This window comes from Kitasatospora sp. NPDC058492, assembly GCF_042720685.1.
Taxonomy (GTDB): Bacteria; Actinomycetota; Actinomycetes; order Streptomycetales; family Streptomycetaceae; genus Kitasatospora.
Genome location: NZ_JBHXMU010000047.1, coordinates 57646 through 77053, shown reverse-complemented (window position 1 = coordinate 77053; position 19408 = coordinate 57646). Strand labels below are relative to the sequence as shown.

Below are 19408 nucleotides of genomic sequence, written 5' to 3'. Positions count from 1 at the left end.
GGCCGGCCCTTCCCGGCCGGCCCGCAGCGGGCTTCGCCCGTTCCCCCCGCTCTGAGGACCGATTCACCCATGGCACCCCGTCACCCCGCCCTCGCCCGCCTCGCCCCCGGCGAGGGCCGGCTCACCCTCGGCCTGGAACTCCCCCTCGACAACGACTGGGGCCCGTCCCGGCAGGCCACCGACCGTACGGTCGGCCGCCCCCACGGCGTCCCGGACCTCGCCGACCACGCGCGCCTCGCCCGGCTCGCCGACCGGCTCGGCTTCGCCGGCCTCTGGGTGCGCGACGTCCCGCTCTTCGACCCCGTCCGCTTCGGGGACGCCGGGACGGTCTTCGAGACCTTCACCCACCTCGGCCACCTCGCCGCCGTCACCGAGCAGGCCGTCCTCGGCACCGCGGCCGTCGTCCTGCCGCTGCGCGAACCGCTGCTCGTCGCCAAGGCCGCCGCCACCGTCGACGCGCTCTCCGGCGGCCGGATGCTGCTCGGCCTCGCCAGCGGCGACCGTCCCGTCGAGTACCCGCTCTTCGGGCGGGACTTCGAGGCCCGCGGCGCCGCCTTCCGCGAGGGACTGCACACCCTGCGCGCCGCCTGGCGCCCGGGCCCGCTGGAACTGCCCGGGGCCGGGCTCGGCCCGGACTTCCAGCTGGAGGTCCTGCCGAAACCGGCGGAGGCGGCGGGCATCCCGATCGCCGTCGCCGGAGGCGCCCAGCAGACGCCCGAGTGGATCGCCGAGCACGCCGACGCCTCGCTCAACTACCCCCGCGACCTGGGCGCGCTGCGCCTGCGGACCCGCCAGTGGCGCGAACTCGCCGGGGAGAAGCCGTACGTGACCCCGATGGTGCTCACCCTCCAGGAGGACCCGGACGCCCCGGCCCGTCCGATCCGGCTCGGCCTCAGCACCGGCCGCAACGCCCTGATCGAGCACCTGGAGAGCATGGCGCTGTTCGGGGTCTCGCACGTCTCCTTCAATCTGCGGCCCAACGACCGGCCGGTGGAGGAACTGCTGCAGGAGCTCGCGGAGTACGTCCTGCCGCGCTTCCCCGCATCCGGCGCGTAGGGCCCTTGCATTACAGCGCGCCTGCAACTATTGTTAACGCATGCAAGACGCGCTCGCATCTATTGCGTGACCCTTTGCGCCCCGCACCCTCCGTTTCGAAAAGGCACCACCATGTCCCTCAAGGAACTCCTCCCCGGCAAGCTCGGCTACGGCACCGCCCCGCTCGGCAACATGTTCCGCGCGATCCCCGACCAGGAGGCCGCCGCCACCGTCGAGGCCGCCTGGCAGCACGGCGTCCGCTACTACGACACCGCCCCCTTCTACGGCGCCGGCCTCGCCGAGGAACGCCTCGGCGAGGTCCTCTGCGCCAAGCCCCGCGACGAGTACGTGCTCTCCACCAAGGTCGGCCGCGTCATCCTCGCGGAACTGGAGGAGGGCGCCCGCGAACTCGGCGAGAAGGGTGGCCTGTTCGAGCACGGCAACCCCAACAGGATGCTGCACGTCTGGACCGCCGAGGCCACCGAGCGCTCCATCGAGGACAGCCTCAAGCGCCTGCGCACCGACCGCCTGGACATCGTCTGGGTCCACGACATCGCCCAGGACTTCCACGGCGACCAGTGGCTGGCCAAGTTCGAGGAGGCCCGCACCGGCGCCTTCCGAGTCCTGTCCCGCCTGCGCGACGAGGGCGTCATCGGGGCCTGGGGCCTCGGCGTCAACAAGACCGAGCCGATCGAGCTCACCCTGTCCCTCGACGAGCCCCGCCCGGACGGCTTCCTCCTCGCCGGCCGCTACACCCTCCTCGACCACGAGCACGCCCTCCAGCGCCTGCTGCCGATGGCACAGGAGCAGGGCGTCGGCATGGTCGTCGGCGGCCCCTACAGCTCCGGCATCCTCGCCGGCGGCACCCACTTCGAGTACCAGGAAGCCCCTGCGCACATCATCGAGCGCGTCACCCGGCTCAAGGACCTGGCCGCGGAGCACGGCGTGAGCATCAAGGCCGCCGCCCTGCAGTTCTCCCTCGCCCACCCGGTCACCGCCGCGGTCGTCGCCGGCGCCACCAAGCCCAGCCGCATCGCCGAGGACCAGGCGGCGCTCAACGAGACCGTCCCCGCCGCGTTCTGGCAGGAGCTGCGCTCCGCCGAACTCGTCAGCCCGGCCGCCCCGCTGCCGTACGGCGCCTGAACCACCCCCGACCCGTCAGGAAATCCGATCATGGCCTCCACCTCCGTCAGCCGCATCGTCCCCGCCTCCCCCGACAAGGTGTGGAACCTCATCGGCGGCTTCGACTCCCTCCCCGACTGGCTCCCGTACATCCCCGAGAGCACCGCCCTCGAAGGCGGCCGCGTCCGCCGCCTGCGCAACCCCGAGGGCGGGACCATCATCGAGCGCCTCGTCGCCTTCAACGAGGCCGAGCACCACTACAGCTACGCCATCCTGGAAGCCCCGTTCCCCGTCAACGGCTACGTCTCCACGATCCGCGTCCACGCCGTCCCCGGCCAGGAGAACGCCGCCGAGGTCCAGTGGTCCGGCCGCTTCAACCCCGACGGCGCCACCGAGGCCGAGGCCGTGGCCCTCTTCACCACCATCTACCGCGACGGCCTCGCCGCCCTCCACACCACCCTCGCCACGGTCCGCCCGTCCTTGACGCCTTCCTGAGGCCCGGGGCCGCCTTCCCAACGCACTCCGTACGCGCGCTCCCCGCGGAGCGGTCGTCCAAGGTCTCTGCCGGCCCAGCAGGAGGGCCCTTCCTCCCGGCGCGCGGCGGTGAGTGCAATGCTCGGCGGTGTCCTCACGGCGGCGGGGGCCGGTGGCTTCGCGGTCGTTCCGGTGGATCGCCGACCCCTTGAGCCGCGGCGGTGGTGGCGTGCCAGCTGACGGGGAGGGTGAGCGGTGACTTGCTCGGGGATTCGTCGTCCCAGGCGGGCTCCTGTCCCTCGGCGAGGCGCAGTCGCGGGAAGCGGTCGAGCAGGGCTTCCAGTCCCACGGCCATCTGGGCCCGGGCCAGGTGCGCGCCGATGCAGTTGTGCGCACCCCGGCCGAAGGTGAGGTGCGGGTTCTCCGCCCGGCACAGGTCGAGCCGGTCGGCGTCGGTGAACACCCGCTCGTCGCGGTTGGCCGAGGCGAGGACGGGCAGAACGGCGTCGCCCGCGCGGATCCTGCGGTCGTGCAACTCGATGTCCTCGACGGCCTGGAGGACCACGACGCCGTTCATGACCGGTATGTACCGCAGGAGTTCCTCCACCGCGCCGGGTAGGAGGCCGCGGTCGTCGCGGAGCCGGGCGTACCGGTCGGGCGCGGTCAGCAGGGCCACCACGGCGTCGGCCAGGAACATGGTGCTCGTGCGGTAGCCGGCGACCAGCATCGAGAGCCCGAAGGTCACCACGCTCTCCCCGTCCAGGGTGCCGGGCCCGCACGCGTGGACCAGCCCGGTGAGGACGTCGTCGGCGGGCTCGCGCCGCTTGCGGTCGAGCAGTGACGCGATGTACTCGCGCAGTTCGGAGGTGACCTCGCGGCCCTCGTCCAGGGTGACCATCGCCCCGAGGGCGGCGTCCGCCCTGGGCAGGAAGTACTCGCGGTCCTCGTAGGGGATGCCCACCAGCTCGCACATGGCCAGCAGCGGGAAGGGCTCCAGGAAGCCGCCGACCAGGTCGCCGGGCTGCCCGGCGGCCGTGAAGTCGTCCAGCAGCCCATCGGCCGTCCGGCGCAGTCGCGGCAGCCGGCGCCGGACGGAACGGACGCTGAACGGTTCGGCCAGAGCGCGGCGCAGGGCCTCGTGGCGGGGGCCGTTCAGTTCCATCATCGTGATCAGGCCCGGCTCGTCGTCGGCGGCCCGGTCAGGCCGGGGCGGCCAGTCGTTGATGGTCGGCCGGATCAGCCGGGGGTCCGCGATCAGGGCCCGGACGTCCTCGTAGCGGGTGGCGTACCAGGCGGTGGCGCCGATCGGCAGCCGGACCTCCGCGAGCGGGCACTCCCGGCGCAGCCACCCGTACTGCGTGGGCGGGCCCATGGTGCCCGGCGGCGGCAGGGGCAGGTCGATGGCGGGCGGGTCGGCGGCGGGTTGCGGCGGTGAGCTGCTCACTGGCGGTGCTCCCTGGTCGCGTACGAGGTGGCCGGGTGTGAGGTGATCGTGTGCGAGGTGGCCGGGTGTGAGGTGGCCGGGTGTGAGGTGGCCGGGTGTGAGGTGGCCGCGTACGAGGTGATCGTGTGCGAGGTGGCCGGTCGGGTCTCACCAGCTGACCGGGAGGGTCAGCGGTGACTTGGTCACGGATTCGTCGTCCCAGGCGGGTTCCTGTCCTTCGGCGAGGCGCAGCCGCGGGAAGTGGTCGAACAACGCCTCGACTCCCGCGGTCAGTTCGGCGCGGGCCAGGTGGGCGCCGAGGCAGTTGTGGGCTCCTCGTCCGAAGGCGAGGTGGCCCCCGCGGCCCGTGGTCGCGCCGGCCCGCTCCAGGTCGAGCCGGTCGGCGTCGGCGAACACCCGCTCGTCGCGGTTGGCGCAGGCCGGTACGGGAATGACGGCGTCGCCCTCGCGGATCGTCCGCCCGCGCAGCTCGATGTCCTCGGTCGCCAGGAGGATCACGGTGCCGTTCATCACCGGCATGTAGCGCAGGAACTCCTCCACCGCGCCGGGCATCAGCTCCCGGCCGTCGCGCAGGCGGGCCCACAGGCCCGGCCGGTCGAGCAGGGTGTGCACGGTGTCGGCCAGGAAGAAGCTGCTGATGCCGAAGCCGACGGTGAGCATGGACAGCCCGAAGGCCATCACGTCGTCGTGGGTCAGCTCGCCGTCGTCGCACCGGCGGACCAGCCGGGTCAGGACGTCGTCGCCGGGCCGGTCCCGCTTCCGGACGATCAGTGCGGCGACGTACTCGCGCAGCAGGTCGGTGACCCGGCGCCCCTCCTGCGAGGTCACCATGCCGCCGAGGGCCGCGTCCAGCACCGGGAGGAACCGGTCCCGGTCCTCGAAGGGGATGCCCACCAGGTCGCAGAGCACGAGCAGGGGGAAGGGGTCGGTGAAGCCGGCGACGAGGTCGCCGGGCGGGCCGTTGTCCTCGAACGCCCGCAGCAGTCGCCCGGCCAGCCCGCGGATGCGCGGCAGGTGGTCGCGCACGGCCCGGGAGCTGAACGGCTCGGCCAGCGCCCGGCGCAGGGCCGCGTGCCGGGGGCCGTCGAGTTCGGCGATCGTGACCAGGCGCGGCCCGTCGTCCGCGGGTTGCCCGGGACGCGGCGGCCAGTCGTTGATGGTCGGCCTGATCAGCCGGGGGTCCGCGAAGAGCATCCGGACGTCCTCGTGCCGGGTGGCGTACCAGGCGGTCGCGTCCATCGGCAGCCTGACCCTGGCCAGGGGGCAGTTCTCGCGCAGCCGCGCGGACTCCTCGGGCGGCCCCATGGTGCCCGGCGGCGGGAGCGGGAAGTCCAGGACGTCCGGCTCGGCGCCGGCCCCCCGCGCACCGGGCGGCCGTGCGCTCATGCCCGCGCCCCTTCCGGGTGGCGGGGGCAGGGGCGTTCGATGTAACCGGTGGTGTAGAAGTACTCCAGGTAGCGGTCCAGCAGCTCCGCGTCGACGGGAGGGCAGTGCAGGCCCGAGGTGGCCAGGTCGTGCTCGACGTTGGCCCGCCCGACGGTCGGGAAGGTGCCCTCGAAGTACATCTCCTTGACGGACATGTCGGCCTGCTTGCAGCGGTCCACGCACAGCGAGACGAACGGGGCCGTGGGGCTCGTGGGGTGCTGCGCGACGTGGCGGACGAGCTCGCCCACCCACTCCTCGTAGGGGAGCCGGGAGATCCGGTGGCCGGCCCTGTCCATCCGGTCGAGCATGTCGCACAGGCTCGCGGCGCGGGGGTTGGTCATGTGGTAGGTCCGGCGGGTGGCGCGGTGGGTGGTGGCGATGTGCACCAGGGCGTCGGAGAGGAAGTCCACCGGGACGAAGTCCAGCGGCAGCCGGATGTCGGGGGCGAGCCCGGTCTCGCTGATGGTCTTGAACAGCGAGCAGATCGCGGTGTCGGTGTTGCACGCGCCGGTGTGCCGGTCGCCGGTGATCTCGTACGGACGGTAGACCGCCACCGGCAGGCCCTGGTCCTGGTCCGCGGCGTCGCGCAGCACCTCCTCGGCGACCCACTTGCTCTCGGCGTAGCCCATGGTGAGCCCGTCGGCGTGGTCGAGCGGCAGGTCCTCGTCGACGTGCCGTACGCCGGCGGTTCCGAAGCCGGCGAGCACCGCGATGGTGGAGAGGAAGTGCACCGGCACCCGGCGCCCGGCCGCCAGTCGGATGAGCTCCCTGGTGCCTTCCACGTTGGTGCGGCGCAGCGCGTCGTACGGATAGATGAAGTTGACCTGCGCGGCCGAGTGGATCACCAGGTCGACGGTGTCGGCGAGTTCGTCGGCGCGGCCCGGTTCCAGTCCGAGGCCGGGTTCGGCGAGGTCGGCGGGGAGGCACACGATGCGGTCGGCGGCTTCGGGGGTGGCGAGGCCGAAGCGGGCGAGGTTGCGCATCACCTTCTGCCGGGCGTGGGCGGGGGCCCGGCTCCGCACCGGGCAGCACACCCGGGCGTCGGTGCGGCGCAGCAGCGCGTCCAGGAGGAAGGCGCCGACGAAGCCGGAGGCGCCGGTGAGCAGCACCTCCGCGGGGTGGTGCCAGTCCGGCTCCGGCCCGCGCGGTTGCGGGAGGGTGAAGCCCAGCCGTGCCTCGGCGCGGAAGTCCACCGGGCCCGCGTCGGCGTTCACCCTGCCGGGCGGGCCCTGGACGGCGACGACGGCGGCGGTGAAGTCCTCCAGGGTCGGGGAGCGCAGCAGGCTGTGGACGAGGGTGCGGCCGTGCCGGGCGTCGAGGCCGAAGGCGGCCAGCGCACGGGTGACGGCCTCGGCTGCCAGCAGGGAGTCGCCGCCGATGTCGAAGAAGCTGTCGCCCGGCGCCGGGTGCACACCCAGCACCACCTGCCAGATCCGGGCCACCGTGTCCTGCGGGCCGGACGCGGTGCCGTTCACCGCCGCCGGGACGGCAGCCTCCTCGGTCGCCGTCAGCCTGCGCAGCCGGGCGCGGTCGACCTTGCCCCCGGCCGTCACCGGGAACCGCGCGAGTTCCACCAGTCGCGCGGGCACCGCGGCCGCGGGCAGCCAGGTGGCGAGAGCGCTGCGGATGCGGTCCAGGGTCAGTGCCTGGCCGGGGCGGGCCGCGGTCACGTACCCGATCAGGGCGTCGCCCTCCCGTTCGACGACGGCCTCGCCCACCGTGTCGTCCGCGCGCAGCCGCGCCTCCACCTCGTCCGGCTCGATGCGGTGCCCGCGCAGTTTGATCTGCCGGTCCACCCGGGCCCGGTACTCCAGTACGCCGTCCGGGTGCCGGACCACGCGGTCACCGGTGCGGTAGAGGCGCGTGCCGGGCTCGACGAGGTCGTCGACGAAGCGCTCGGCGGTCAGCCCGGGGTCGCCGAGGTACCCCAGGGCGAGCCCGTCCCCGCCGACGAGGAGCTCGCCCTCCTCGCCGGTGTCGGCGAGCGTGCCGTCCGGGCGCAGCACGTGACAGGTGGAGTTCTCCAGGGGGAGGCCGATCGGCACGGCCGTCGCCTCGGGAGGCAGGTCGTGCAGCGCGTGTGCGGTGGACACCACGCTGTTCTCGGTCGGGCCGTAGAAGTTGACCACGGTGGTGTCCGGGCAGGCCGCCAGTATCGCGCGGGCCAGTTCCGCGTCCATCGCCTCGCCTCCGGCCGAGGCGAACCGCAGGGACCGCAGCGCCGAGGGCCTGGTGCGCGCGATGTGGTGGAACACCCCGGTGGTCAGGTAGGCGATGCTGACCCGCTCGGAGAGCAGCAGCGATTCCAGGGCGGTCGGCGACAGCAGTTCCTCCTGGTCGGCGATCACGATGCAGGCGCCGGCGAGCAGCGCGGGCCAGATCTCGATCGTGGAGGCGTCCGAGGAGAGGCCGTAGGCGTGCAGCACCCGCTCACCGGGCCGCGGCCGCTGCCGGACCAGGTCGGAGGCGGCCAGCCGGACGATGCCGCGGTGCGGGATCGCCACGGGTTTGGGGCGGCCGGTCGAGCCGGAGGTGAACATCACGTAGGCGCAGTCCGCGGGGAGCACCCGGGCCTGCGGCACCGCGGCCGGGGCGGTCGGGGTGGCCGGGGCGGTCGGAGCCAGGCCACCCAGGTCGATGCGGGAACGCACGCGCCGGATGCGGCGGGAACTGCCGGGCAGCGTGACGACGGTGTGCACCCCCGCGTCCTCGGCCATCGCCTGCAGACGCGCGGGTGGTGAGGCGTCGTCGAGCGGGACGTAGGCCGCACCGGTCTTGAGGATGCCCAGGAACGCGACCAGCGCCTCCGGAGAGCGGGCCCCGCACACCCCGACCGTGTCGCCGTACCGCACGCCGGAGTCGTGCAGCCGGGCCGCCACCGCGTCGGAGCGGAGCTTGAGTTCGCCGTAGCTGATGCCGAGGCCGTGCTGTACGGAGGCGATGGCCCGCGGGCGGTGCACCGCCCGGGCGTCGAACAGCTCGTGGAGGCAGCGATCGCGTGGATACGGCACCGCCGCAGCGTGCTCGGCCGCCTCCTGATGCGTCGTTGTTCGGGTGTTCATCGGGACGTCACGCTCTCTGCCGCACACGGACCGCGCGCGGGAAGCTAGGGTTCGAACTCCTTGGCGAAGGCGGCGAAGTCGGCGGTCCGCCATCTCTCGGGCCTCATGCGGATGAGGACGTCATCGGCCAGCTGCCGCCGGTTGGCGTCCAGGTAGGCCGCCGCCGTGTCCGCGTCCAGATACCGGCGGGCCAGCTCCTCGCGTGCGGCCGGCGGCAGCGGGTCCTCGACGGCCACCACCGGCCCCTCCACGCTGACGTAGCGGTAGGGCGCCGACTCGACCTGCGCGCAGAGGCTGAACCGGCCCGCGCTGCGGATGAGCCGGGCCTTCAGCGTCGTCCGCCCGGTCTGGATCGTCACCAGCCCGCCGGGCCGGTAGGAGTACCAGAGCGGGACGAGCAGCGGTCCGCCGCCGTCGCGCGCGTCGTCCACCCCCAGGATTCCCACGTGCGGGCCGGCGAGGAACGCCTCCCGGGCTTCGACCGACATCCTGAGATCCACTGGTACCGCCTCGATTCGGCAGGAGACGCATCCGGTATCGACAGGAGACGCATCCGGTATCGATTCGCGCAAGGGAGGGTGAGCCGGCGGGGGCCTCCGGGCGGCCGGCGTGTGACCGCCGCAGGTCTGTGCGGGTCCTCGGTCCTTCTCGTCCGGTGCACACGGCCTTCGGGAACCCGGCGGGGCGGCCAGGGCAGGGCCGGGCTCTCTCCTCCACATTTCCACCACACCCGGGTGGCCCGCATCCCGGCGGCCGCGCACGCGGTGCCTCCGATCCCCCGCCGAAGCGCACGACGGGCGCTCCGGGGGGATCCTGCCAGTGTCGGCCGTCAGGTGGTTCCCGGCTGGTTCCAGGAGAAGGAGGGGCACATGAGGGCGGCCATCCGGGCCGAGGGCCTGGTGAAGGACTTCGGCGACGTACGGGCCCTGGACGGGGTCGACCTGGACGTGCCGGAGGGGACGGTGCTGGGCCTGCTCGGCCCCAACGGCGCCGGCAAGAGCACCACGGTACGGGTGCTCACCACCCTGGTGCGGCCCGACGCGGGCAGCGCCCACGTGGCGGGGGTGGACGTGCTCAAGCACCCCGGCCGGGTCCGCAGCCTGCTGGGCCTCTGCGGCCAGTACGCGGCGGTCGACGAGTACCTCACCGGCCGGGAGAACCTCCAGATGGTCGGCGAGCTCTACCAGATGCGGAGCAGGGACGCCAAGGCGCGCGCCCGGGAGCTGCTGGAGTGGTTCGACCTCGCCGAGGCGGCCGACCGGCCGGCCAGGACCTACTCCGGTGGCATGCGCCGCCGGCTCGACCTGGCGGCCGCGCTGGTGGTGCGGCCCCCGGTGATGTTCCTCGATGAGCCCACCACCGGTCTGGACCCGCGCAACCGGCTCGCGCTGTGGGAGGTCGTCGAGATGCTGGCCGCGGAGGGCACCACCCTGCTGCTCACCACCCAGTACCTGGAGGAGGCCGACCGGCTGGCGCACGACATCGTCGTGGTCGACCACGGCCGGGTGATCGCACGCGGATCCGCCGACGACCTCAAGACCAGGACCGGCGGCGAGCGGGTGGAGGTGGTGGTCCACGACCGCGAGCAGATCGGTGCGGCCGTCGCTGCGCTCACCCCGTACGGTGGGGGCCCGCTCAGCGTGGAGCAGCACACCCGGCGAATCCTCGTGCCGGTGGGCGGGGGCGCCCGGGTGCTCGCCGACGTCATCCGCGAGCTGGACGGGCTGGGCGTCCTCATCGACGACATCGGCCTGCGCAGGCCCACCCTCGACGACGTCTTCCTCTTCCTCACCGGCCACGCGGCCGAGGAGAACGAGCCGGGAAAGCCGCCTCGGACGGCTTCCGGGGCCGGGCGGCGCCGGTGGGCACGGAACGCCCGTGGGAATTCCCGGCGGGGGCTTCGGCGCTCCCACGGGAAGCAGTAACTCCAGTGATGGTCGAAGCAGTGCTGGTCAAGGGAGTGGAAACCATGGGACAGCTGGATGGGAAGGTCGCCCTGGTGACCGGGGGCTCGGCCGGGATCGGTCTCGCCGTCGTCCGTCGGTTCGCCGCCGAAGGTGCCACCGTCTACCTCACCGGCCGGCGCAAGGCCGAGCTGGACGAGGCCGTGGAAGCCGTCGGCGAACGGGCCATCGGCGTCCAGAGCGACGTGTCGAACCTCGACGACCTCGACCGGCTCTTCGCGGCGATCGAGGCACGCAGCGGACGGCTGGACGTCGTGGTGGCCAATGCCGGCGTCGGCGAGTTCGCCCGGCTCGGGAAGATCACCGAGGAGCACTACGACAGGGTCTTCGACATCAACGTCAGGGGGGTGGTCTTCACCGTCCAGAAGGCGCTGCCCCTGTTGCCGGACGGCGCCTCGGTGATCGTGCTCTCCTCCACCAACGCGTCGACGGGCGTCCGGGCGATGAGCGTCTACAGCGCCACCAAGGCCGCCGACCGCAACCTCGTCCGCACGTGGGCCGCCGAGCTCGCGGGCCGCGGCATCCGGGTCAACGCCATCAGCCCCGGCCCGATCGAGACTCCCGCCATCCGCGGTCTGAGCGCGGAGGAGGCGCCCGAGGTGGACGAACTCGTCGCCAGGATTCCGCTGGGCCGGATCGGACGCCCCGACGAGGTCGCCGCCGCGGCCCTCTTCCTCGCCTCGGACCAGAGCTCCTTCACCACCGGAGCCGAACTCTTCGTCGACGGCGGCCTCAACCAGGTCTGACCGGCTCGGCTAGGCCGAGGGCGTAGGCGGTGCCGCGGCCGGGGGCGGGTTCGACGGCCAGTTCGCCGTTCACCGCCTCGGCGAAGCCGCGTGCCACGATGAGGCCGGCGCCCTCGACGGCCGGGCCGGGGCCGTCACCCGAGGTGGACCCCTCCGCCAGCTGGTCGAGATCCGGGCCACGAAGTCCCAGGTGGTGCTGCACTCGACCGCCCCCGACCCGGCCGGCACCCTGCGCGTGGCGATCCGCGCCGGCACCGCCCGGTGCCTGGGCCCCGGCCGGCAGGGTGATCAGCCGCTGCTGGCCACCCCGCTGCCGTGAACCCGCCGCGCCGGGCGGCATGGCGGGTCAGGGGCGGCGGTAGGCGAGGGTGGGGTGGGTGTCGGTGATCTGCAGGAGCCGGTCCCCGGTGTCGGTCAGGTCCACCACGGGCCTGGTCCGGCTTCGAGGTCGGCGATCGACCACCACACGTCGGCGCCCGGGCCTTCGTCCTCCAGGTCCTCCAGCTTGGCGACCCTGGCCGGGACGTCGGACAGCATCTCGACGACGGCCGGGTTCTCCTCGCCGGCCAGCCGCAGGTCCGCCACCGCCGAGCGGACCCCGGCGGCCGACGTGCCGACCAGGACCACCAGAGCAGCCGGGGGAAAGATCGCCAGCGCCGCTCCCACGCCCGGCCCCGGCCGTCCGGGCCCGCCTGCTCCCTCCTCGTCGCCAAGGTCGAGCGCTCCTACGGTTTCACCCGTCCCGCCGGGGCGTAGGGCTACGCGACGGGCGGGTGGCGGGGATCCCAACTCCCGTCATCCGTCCGCCGGCGGGGTGGCAAATCCCTCTCAACTGGTGCCCCAACTAAGGGTTTTGGCCTGAACGCGCCTACGTCGCCTCCTCGGCGCCTGCCTACGCTCCCCTCGAACCCCGGCCGCTCCGGCCGTGGGACCGACCCAGGGGGAACACCCAATGCGTATTCGCCACGCCGTCGCCACGGTCACCCTCGCGGCGACCGCCGCGCTCACGATGAGCACCGCCGTCTCGGCCGCCCCGGCCCTGCGTCTCGCCTGCGGGGTGAGCGACCAGGGCCTCCCGGGCAACATCTACAACAACGGCGTCTACGTCGGCCAGGTCGAGCAGCAGTACGACAGCTGTAGCCGGACGGCGATCGCCCACTTCCAGTGGTCCGGCGGCTTCCAGGGAAACGGCTCCCAGGTCAAGGTGTACCTGATGGCGAGCAACGGCTACGCCGGCCAGGCGACCATCGGGGACCAGAGCAGCAAGGACGTCTACGGCTACGTCAACATCCACGCCACTTCCCCGGACATCTGGACGGCCGTCGCGTCGCTCGACCAGATCTGCCCCGCCTACAGCACCCAGCACGACTACTCCAACGGCGCCTCCCTGGCGGGTCCACAGGACAGCAACTGCAGCATCCCCAACCCGTAGTCCGCAGTCCGCGCTCCCGGGTTTCCCGGCCGGGAAACCCGGGAGCGCGTCGGCACGCGGCATGGCAGGGTGAGCCCATGACCTCCCTCAGAAAGGGCGATGCCGCGTAGGCCGCCCGGCGCCCTGCGCGCCCAGACGCGGTACGCGCGGGGCTCGCAGCCCCGACCGTTCAGCCAGATCCGAGGCCTGCGGCGCAACGCCCAGGCCGCCGTACGACGCCTCGAAGCCCGGCGCTTCGAGCCCGGGTACCTGAGCAGGGCGCTCGGCCAGTACGAGGAATTCCTGCGCCAGCCCGGCCGGTGGCTGTACGTGCCCCTGCCGGACTGCCCCTGCCACGACGTCCTCGGCGCGCGCGACGAGATCGAGGCGATGACTGCCCGCCCTGCTACCGCGCGCCCGCTGCGAGTTGGGGCGGATCGTCGCCGGGCTCGACACGGAGTTCGAACGGCGCACGCTGCCGGACCCGCACGCCGCCCGGCGGCCGTCCTCCGTCCGGCCCGACGCGTCGAGGCGGCCATGGTGGTACCGGCGGCTGACCGGGCCGTGAGGGGCTGTCACCCTGGTGGGCGGCGGTCGTTGCTGGTCCTGCCACCAGAAACACGAGGAGTGCGACTCCGCCTCCAGCTCAAGCCGACGCTCAGCTTGTGATTTATCGTCCGGCTTCGAACAGGTGGGCCGGGTGATCACTCGTCCGGGTGTTCCCGGGACGGCGGTGCGGCCTTCGCGTGGTCCTGAACTCGACCAAGAGGAACAGGATTTGACGCGAAGACCGTGATGGTGAGTCTGGGCGAGTCTGGTGGAACAGGGCGGGCAGTGCGAGCCGTTCGCGGAACTGTCACGCGTCCGGGGGGTCTTCTACGACTGCCTGAGTGGACCAATCCGGGCCGGCCAGAGCGCCACGCCTACCCCACTGCGCACTCAGCAGGAGAGGAGCTTCCGTTGGAGATGACGGTCTATCACCGCTACCGCACGGTGCCCCGCTTCGCGATCGACCTGAGCGGCAACCAGGACGGCACCATCCTCACCGCCTACGCCGCAGAGCTGCCCGATGTGATGGACCTGATCGCCCGTTGGGCGCCGGCCGTGCAGGCCCTGGCCGCAGCCGCTCTCGGCCCCCACCCCCAGGACGGCGGTCGGTGAGCGCCCGCAAGCTCACCAGCGGTGGGTTGGTGCTGTCGGCCGTCGGCGACGGCCTGGGTGGCGATCTCGCCGACCGCCGTGGCCTCCAGTACGGTGCCGGTTTCCTGCTGGGCGTCGGCGAGGCGTTCAGTGATGATGGTGGGCCGCACGACCGGCGGCCCACCATCAGTGCGTTCCGGCGGCTCAGTAGAGGACTACGGAGAGCCGTGCCGGGCCGGTCTCGGTGGTGGTGTCGCAGAAGTAGACGATGGCCTGGTGGCTGTTCACATACGCCTGGCCGGCCGCGTGGCAGGCGGCGGCGGTCGGGTATATGCCGATGTAGGTGTAGGTGGACGCCTGGGCGGTCGGGGCGGCGATCAGGGCGCCGCCGGCCACGACCCCGGCCACGGCCACAGCGGAGAATGCCTTGCGAAGCGACATGAGTGGTCTTCCTCCCAATGGTGAGCGCCGGGGTCCGTGCCCCTGCGCTTCGCCGAGGAGCCTCCTCCGAATGTGAAGGCGAGGCAATGGTCGAGACCAATTTCGACCGGAAGCGGTGTGGTGTTTCTGTGACGGCGCAGGTCACGGGCTCGCCTGACGGGCTGGCGATCGTCTTCCGGACAGTTCTTGCACTGTCCGGAACCTGACAGTCCGTTTTGACCGATTCACCAGGATGGTCCCAGGCCGTTTCCCTGGTAGGAGCGCTTTCACGCCCGGGCCGGGACAGTGTTGGGACATCCGGCCCGGTCGGCTGGCTACCGGCCGGGTGCGGCGTCCTCGATGGCGGTGAGCAGGCGGACGTGGACGGCGCCGGCGGCTTCACGGGTGGCCGGGCCGGGGTCGTCCAGCTGCGGGGCGATCAGCTCGACGGCTGCGGCGAGCACCGGCACGGGGACGGTCGCCTCGCGCAGGTGCAGGAGCTGGGAGGCGGCCCGCTCGCCGGGCGTGGCCTTGGCGCGGGCGTCGTGGATCAGGGCGCCGATCCCGCGGGGCAGGGGCTGGGTGTTGGTCACCCGGCTCATTCTCCCGTCAGCTGAGCGGTGGTGATCACCACGGTCGGTCGTCCGCGCCCAGGCTCCTCAGGCGAGGTCGGTGTCAGGTTTTGCTCGGCACTACCTGCGCGTTGTCGAGGTGCAGGCGCAGCGTGCCGTCGACCGGACATCGCAGGCCGACCGACACGCGGCGGACTTGGCCGTCCGCGTCGAGGGCGAGTGCGACTGCGGCCTGGAACACGTCGTGCCCGGTTGGGCACGTGATGTCGGCTGGCTTGCGGAAGGCGTTGCTCAGCCGCGGGCGTGAAGGAGCGGATTCCGCGAGTTCCCAGGTGGATCCGTCTGCGTGAACATCTCCGTCCGCTATGCCGAGCGGCAGGCAGCAATCCTCACAGAAGTACTCGTCTGCGCTCGATTCGAACTGGCTTTTGCGCTTGTCCCGCGCCAAATGATCTCGATCGACGGTGGGTTCCTCTGTTCGCGTCATGGCCAACCGGTACAACTTGCTGACCTTGCGGCTATGAAGCGATGTTTCGGTGGGGTACCCCAAGTGCCTAGATTCGTTTAGGAGTTCGCGGTTTGCACAGCCCTGAAACGCGCCGGCCTGCCGCCGTGCTGACGGCGCTGGCAGCGGGTGGAAGCCGATCCTCCCGCCCGCTGACTCCGCTCACCCGGAAGGGGGAGGCGCCGTCAACCTCGCTCGCCAGGATCGGCGGCGAGGCGGCCGAGCATCGCCATCACGGTGATCCGCGCGTCCTTGTCGTTCGTCACCGTGCAGTGGGCATCGACGCCTCGCGCGTCCGGTGCTTCATTCGGATCGGTCAGGCCGATCCGGATCAGGTCGACGGCATACTCGCGGCACTGGGAGTAGTCCTCTGCGGCGCGGACCGCCTCGACGTGGTCGATGTGGCCGGGGTCCGCAGCGCGCAGCAGCGCGGGGGTGGGCAGCGGGCCCAGTGCCTCTTCGATCCATTCCGAGACGGTCTCCCGGGGGCAGCCCTGTTCCAGCCGCGAAGTGCTCGCCGCGGTGAGCGCCAGGTGGATGAGGAGCGTCCCGAACCAGTTGGCGGCCTCGGCCGGGGGCGTGTCCGTGCCCGTCGGCGGCATCACGGCGCGGTACAGCGCAGCAGGGTCATCGGTGTGCGCGGCGGCGGCGACCGCCTTCACGGCGCTGCCGAGGGCAGCCTGGTCGATGGTCACGTCGGTGCTCTTTCCCTAGTCGGCAGCCGTCAACTTACCGCTCCGGCGCGGTCGAAGGACCCGTTAACGGACATTCTGTGGAATCAGCTCTGTCGAGGAGTGGTCGTCATCCGGTGGCTGTCGCGATCTGTTGTCCGGCTGCTGTGGCTGTTGCTCGTGCAGCGGCCTCTTCAACCTGGCGTCGGCCGGATTCACCTCGGCTCCAGATGAATGCGCGCCAACGACGTGGCGCGTCGCTGCTCCCGGAAATCGGTGGAGGGCCGGGGATCCTGTGGATCATCGCGCCGGCCGGTTCGTTCAAGCAGGGTCTTCGCACGAGAGGAAAGACCGGTGAGGTCGTCCAGTATGTGCATCCTGCACTTCTTTTCCCATGACAAGGGTATGGATTCGCAGGACCGCACGGTACCCGGTCGAAGTGCTTCGATGCAGTTCGAACTCCCAGCGGCCGTGGCCGTCGCGGGTTCAACATGGGCCTCCCGGACGGCACTCTCGGGGACGGGCGGCCACGTTGACGATCGGCAATAGCGTCGCGGTGGCTGGGTCGCCGCTCCGGCCCGAGACACGGCCGGGCGGGCGCTGCGCAGCGGCCTTCGGTGAGGACCCTGGGCGAAGGCCGCCGAGTGCTACTGAGTGTTATCGGGGCAGGTGCGGCCGGTCGCCGGGCTCCTGGGTGGGGAACTGTTGGCCCGCGCCCGGAAGGGCGGGCGCCGGATAGTTCGCCACCTCGTACTTGGCCAGTTCGAGCTGCTCGGCGGTCGGGGGCAGCGCCGGGGCCCTGCACGCGCCGCCGTTGAACTGGAAGGCCGAGGTCAGGTCCCCGAAGGCGTTGCGACGCCAGTCGGTGACGGTGGCCGACCGGACTCCGGTGAACCGCTCCAGGAACTGCAGCACCGAGGTGTGGTCGAAGGCCTCGCCGGCGACCCAGCCGCCCACCGTCCAGGGCGAGATGATGATGCACGGCACTCGGAAGCCGCCGCCGATCGGCAGGCCGCCGACGAACTCGCCCGGCGTCGCGGCCGGGGGCACCGGCGGCGGCACGTGGTCGAACAGCCCGTCGTTCTCGTCGTAGTTGAGGATGAACACCGTCTTCGCCCAGACCTCGGGGTTCGACGCGACCGCCTCGATCTTGGAGGCGACGTAGTCGGCACCGGCGGCGGGCAGGTAGTCCGGGTGCTCGGACTGGTAGCTGGTCGGCAGGATCCAGGAGACGGCGGGCAGCCGGTTGTTGCGCGCGTCGTCCTCGAAGGTGCCGGCCGGCCGGGCGGTCATGCCCTTGTGGTGCAGTGCGCTGCCGGGCGCGGCCTGCTGGAAGCTCTTGAAGAGCGAGAGCATGTTGGTGCCGTAGTTGTCGGTTTCCTGGTAGACCTGCCAGCTGACGCCGGCCGCCTCCAGCTGTTCGGGGTAGGTCTTCCAGGTCAGCGGCTCGGGCGCCGAGTTCTTGATGATCGGGCCGCCCTGGCCGCCGTCGGCTCCGATCGAACCCGTCATCCAGTACAGCCGGTTGGGCCAGGTCGGTCCCTGGACCGAGCAGAAGTAGTTGTCGCAGATGGTGAACGACTCGGCCAGGGCGAACTGGAAGGGGATGTCCTCCCGGGTGTAGTACCCCATCACGTACGGGCCGTTGACGCCGTCGGCGGACCGGTGCGCGGGCAGCCACCGGTCCATCTTCCCGCCGTTCCAGGCCCGGTGTTGCACCGACCAGGAGTGGCTGGTGGACGGGATCGCCTGCGCGCTCGTGGTGCGGGTGTCCAGGTGGAACGGCAGCAGGTAGCCGTCCGGGTTGACGCTGTCGGGCTGGTAGAACACCGAGCGCCCGTTGTCCAGCCGCAGCGCGTTCGGGTCCGCGAAGCCGCGAACACCGGCCAGCGTGCCGAAGTAGTGGTCGAAGGACCGGTTTTCCTGCATCAGCAGGACCACGTGCTCGACGTCCCGCAGCGAACCGGCCTTCGGCACCCCCGCCGCTACCGCCCGCTGGACACTCGGTGGCAGCAGGCTCATCGCCGCTGCCGCTCCCATCGCGCCGGCCGCCGATCCCAGCAGCCTCCGTCGGGTTATTCCGGACATCAGCCCTACCCTCTCCGTCGCGCCGGTGCGCGTGCGGGATGTCACCGCACCGGACTACCTGTGGCTTTCCCCCGGGAGCTTCGAGGCAGTGGAGATGACGGATGAACAGCCAAGGAATGTCAGGTACCCGCCAGGCGCTGCAGCCGCCCCCGCACCCCACTGCTGACAGCCCTGAAGCGATGCCCGAACGCCGGGCGGGGACGGGTCCGTACGGCGATGGCCAGGCGGTGCATCACCCGGTCCGAGCGGGGCCGGCCGAGGACCATCGCCCTTCTCCCATCTCCCACTGCCCGGTCGCGATCAATCTGACGACCATGTTGGTGCCGCCCAGACCCGAAGACAAGCGACGTCACTACTGCCCGATAGACCCGGAAACGACAAGTTCGCGGAAGTGTTCAGCGAACGGAGCTCCTGGAACGCATGGGACAGGTAGGCCTCCGGGGCACGGTCACCTGGTTGCCGAGGCCCTGGTGCGCGGGGTGGCGGCCGGGCAGGCTAGTTTGTCCGGGTGAGTCTCCTTGATGATGTGGCCAAGCGCGACGGCTGGCGATGCTGGGTGTGCGACGAACCGGTCGACCCCGACAAGTCGGTGAACGATCCCAGGGGGCCCAGCGTTGACAGCCGGACCGCCGACCGGAAGGCCAAGGTCGCCGAGCGGCTCGCGCACCGCGGGTGCAACAGCCGCAAGGGCGCGGTCAAGGTGGTCATCGCCTGGCCGGACCGCCTGTACGTGGCCGAACCCGCGCCGCTGATCACCGTTGCCGCGAGGCTGGAGCGCAAGGGCGGCCGCGAGATGGTGGGCCGTTGTCCGACCAGGCAGGACGCCCAGGAAGCGGCGGATTGGCTGGTGGACCGGTTCTCCCGACTGGCACCGGGGCTGCCGGTGACCGCCGACATCGAGGCGGGCGGCGGCCAGTTCCTCGTCATCCTGGCCACCGGCCGCCGCTGACCGGGGACCACCAGCGCACACTCGCGTCGAGCTGAACCGTCGGCCCACATCGACCCGCCCCGACGAAGGCTCACCCACGACAGCGACCCTGCGGTGCGAGTAGCGGCTCAGGATCTGCTGGCCGTGATCGACAGTCATCCGGGCGAGTCCTGCTGCCGGGCCTGACACAAGAGCCTTCCTTGGCACTCCGGTGTCGGCCGTCGGCCTGTTGGTGCTCCTCGCTGCCCGTCTGGGATCTCCGGGGATCGCTCGACGCCGGCCTTGTCCCGGGCCCGCTGCGCCCCCGGCTGCGGCCGCCGTCCGGGACCACGGGGGCCTCCGGACGAGAGGCAGCCACCGGACGGCTTCTGTCGGTGACGGGTGATAGATGATCACCAGGG

The 19408-nt window shown here is 71.9% G+C and carries 20 protein-coding genes; 9 read left to right on the top strand and 11 right to left on the bottom strand.

Features of this window, described 5'->3' with window-relative positions:
• Window positions 1–69: 69 nt before the first annotated feature.
• The 3 genes from ACFWPI_RS27580 to ACFWPI_RS27570 all read left to right on the top strand — a co-directional run bounded on the left by ACFWPI_RS27580 (window position 70) and on the right by ACFWPI_RS27570 (window position 2652).
• Window positions 70–1056 (top strand): TIGR03571 family LLM class oxidoreductase, encoded by a 987-nt coding sequence (locus ACFWPI_RS27580; protein WP_380375051.1) that lies wholly within the window; start codon window positions 70–72, stop codon window positions 1054–1056.
• Between the two features lie 111 nt (window positions 1057–1167).
• Window positions 1168–2178, top strand: coding sequence for an aldo/keto reductase (locus ACFWPI_RS27575; RefSeq protein WP_380375050.1), 1011 nt, complete (start codon window positions 1168–1170; stop codon window positions 2176–2178).
• 30 nt (window positions 2179–2208) lie between these two features.
• Window positions 2209–2652: an SRPBCC family protein gene (locus ACFWPI_RS27570; RefSeq protein WP_380375048.1), complete on the top strand. Its 444-nt coding sequence runs from the start codon at window positions 2209–2211 to the stop codon at window positions 2650–2652.
• 133 nt (window positions 2653–2785) lie between these two features.
• On the opposite strand, the gene ACFWPI_RS27565 is transcribed toward ACFWPI_RS27570, so the two are convergent.
• The 4 genes from ACFWPI_RS27565 to ACFWPI_RS27550 form a co-directional block, all read right to left on the bottom strand.
• On the bottom strand, window positions 2786–4075 hold the full coding sequence (locus tag ACFWPI_RS27565; protein ID WP_380375046.1) for a cytochrome P450: 1290 nt from the start codon (window positions 4073–4075) through the stop codon (window positions 2786–2788).
• A 147-nt stretch (window positions 4076–4222) separates the two neighbouring features.
• Window positions 4223–5461, bottom strand: a complete 1239-nt coding sequence (locus ACFWPI_RS27560; protein WP_380375044.1) for a cytochrome P450 — start codon at window positions 5459–5461, stop codon at window positions 4223–4225.
• Entirely contained in the window at window positions 5458–8511 is a 3054-nt protein-coding gene (locus tag ACFWPI_RS27555; protein ID WP_380375042.1) for an amino acid adenylation domain-containing protein, read from the bottom strand. Before ACFWPI_RS27555 ends, ACFWPI_RS27560 begins: the two co-directional genes overlap by 4 nt.
• 95 nt (window positions 8512–8606) lie before the next feature.
• Window positions 8607–9050 carry a pyridoxamine 5'-phosphate oxidase family protein gene (locus ACFWPI_RS27550; RefSeq protein ID WP_363378667.1) on the bottom strand — a complete coding sequence of 148 codons (444 nt, stop codon included), beginning with the start codon at window positions 9048–9050 and terminating at the stop codon, window positions 8607–8609.
• A gap of 381 nt (window positions 9051–9431) precedes the next feature.
• Between ACFWPI_RS27550 and ACFWPI_RS27545 the strand changes: the two genes are divergently transcribed.
• Both ACFWPI_RS27545 and ACFWPI_RS27540 read left to right on the top strand, forming a co-directional pair.
• Window positions 9432–10487, top strand: coding sequence for an ATP-binding cassette domain-containing protein (locus tag ACFWPI_RS27545; protein WP_380375040.1), 1056 nt, complete (start codon window positions 9432–9434; stop codon window positions 10485–10487).
• A gap of 44 nt (window positions 10488–10531) precedes the next feature.
• Window positions 10532–11272 (top strand): SDR family NAD(P)-dependent oxidoreductase, encoded by a 741-nt coding sequence (locus tag ACFWPI_RS27540; protein ID WP_380375038.1) that lies wholly within the window; start codon window positions 10532–10534, stop codon window positions 11270–11272.
• On the opposite strand, the gene ACFWPI_RS27535 is transcribed toward ACFWPI_RS27540, so the two are convergent.
• Window positions 11259–11474 carry a hypothetical protein gene (locus ACFWPI_RS27535; RefSeq protein ID WP_380375037.1) on the bottom strand — a complete coding sequence of 72 codons (216 nt, stop codon included), beginning with the start codon at window positions 11472–11474 and terminating at the stop codon, window positions 11259–11261. The genes ACFWPI_RS27540 and ACFWPI_RS27535 overlap by 14 nt on opposite strands.
• On the opposite strand from ACFWPI_RS27535, the gene ACFWPI_RS27530 reads away from it, so the two are divergent.
• Window positions 11463–11591: a hypothetical protein gene (locus ACFWPI_RS27530; protein ID WP_380375035.1), complete on the top strand. Its 129-nt coding sequence runs from the start codon at window positions 11463–11465 to the stop codon at window positions 11589–11591. The genes ACFWPI_RS27535 and ACFWPI_RS27530 overlap by 12 nt on opposite strands.
• Before the next feature lie 95 nt (window positions 11592–11686).
• Here ACFWPI_RS27530 and ACFWPI_RS27525 read toward each other — a convergent pair whose 3' ends face one another.
• Entirely contained in the window at window positions 11687–11938 is a 252-nt protein-coding gene (locus tag ACFWPI_RS27525) for a hypothetical protein (protein ID WP_380345417.1), read from the bottom strand.
• A gap of 286 nt (window positions 11939–12224) precedes the next feature.
• On the opposite strand from ACFWPI_RS27525, the gene ACFWPI_RS27520 reads away from it, so the two are divergent.
• Window positions 12225–12704 carry a hypothetical protein gene (locus ACFWPI_RS27520; RefSeq protein WP_380375033.1) on the top strand — a complete coding sequence of 160 codons (480 nt, stop codon included), beginning with the start codon at window positions 12225–12227 and terminating at the stop codon, window positions 12702–12704.
• Window positions 12705–13649: 945 nt separating this feature from the next.
• Window positions 13650–13844: a hypothetical protein gene (locus tag ACFWPI_RS27515; protein ID WP_363378680.1), complete on the top strand. Its 195-nt coding sequence runs from the start codon at window positions 13650–13652 to the stop codon at window positions 13842–13844.
• 183 nt (window positions 13845–14027) lie between these two features.
• Here ACFWPI_RS27515 and ACFWPI_RS27510 read toward each other — a convergent pair whose 3' ends face one another.
• From ACFWPI_RS27510 to ACFWPI_RS27490, 5 genes are all read right to left on the bottom strand, one after another.
• Window positions 14028–14264: a hypothetical protein gene (locus ACFWPI_RS27510; protein ID WP_063351744.1), complete on the bottom strand. Its 237-nt coding sequence runs from the start codon at window positions 14262–14264 to the stop codon at window positions 14028–14030.
• A gap of 314 nt (window positions 14265–14578) precedes the next feature.
• Entirely contained in the window at window positions 14579–14836 is a 258-nt protein-coding gene (locus ACFWPI_RS27505; RefSeq protein ID WP_380375031.1) for a hypothetical protein, read from the bottom strand.
• 82 nt (window positions 14837–14918) lie between these two features.
• The gene (locus ACFWPI_RS27500) at window positions 14919–15302 is read right to left on the bottom strand and encodes a hypothetical protein (RefSeq protein WP_380375030.1); all 384 of its coding nucleotides are present in this window, start codon (window positions 15300–15302) and stop codon (window positions 14919–14921) included.
• A 203-nt stretch (window positions 15303–15505) separates the two neighbouring features.
• Window positions 15506–16015 (bottom strand): hypothetical protein, encoded by a 510-nt coding sequence (locus ACFWPI_RS27495; RefSeq protein ID WP_063351740.1) that lies wholly within the window; start codon window positions 16013–16015, stop codon window positions 15506–15508.
• 633 nt (window positions 16016–16648) lie between these two features.
• Window positions 16649–18079: an alkaline phosphatase family protein gene (locus tag ACFWPI_RS27490; RefSeq protein WP_380375029.1), complete on the bottom strand. Its 1431-nt coding sequence runs from the start codon at window positions 18077–18079 to the stop codon at window positions 16649–16651.
• Window positions 18080–18587: 508 nt separating this feature from the next.
• Between ACFWPI_RS27490 and ACFWPI_RS27485 the strand changes: the two genes are divergently transcribed.
• Window positions 18588–19028, top strand: a complete 441-nt coding sequence (locus ACFWPI_RS27485) for a hypothetical protein (protein ID WP_380375027.1) — start codon at window positions 18588–18590, stop codon at window positions 19026–19028.
• Window positions 19029–19408: the final 380 nt, after the last annotated feature.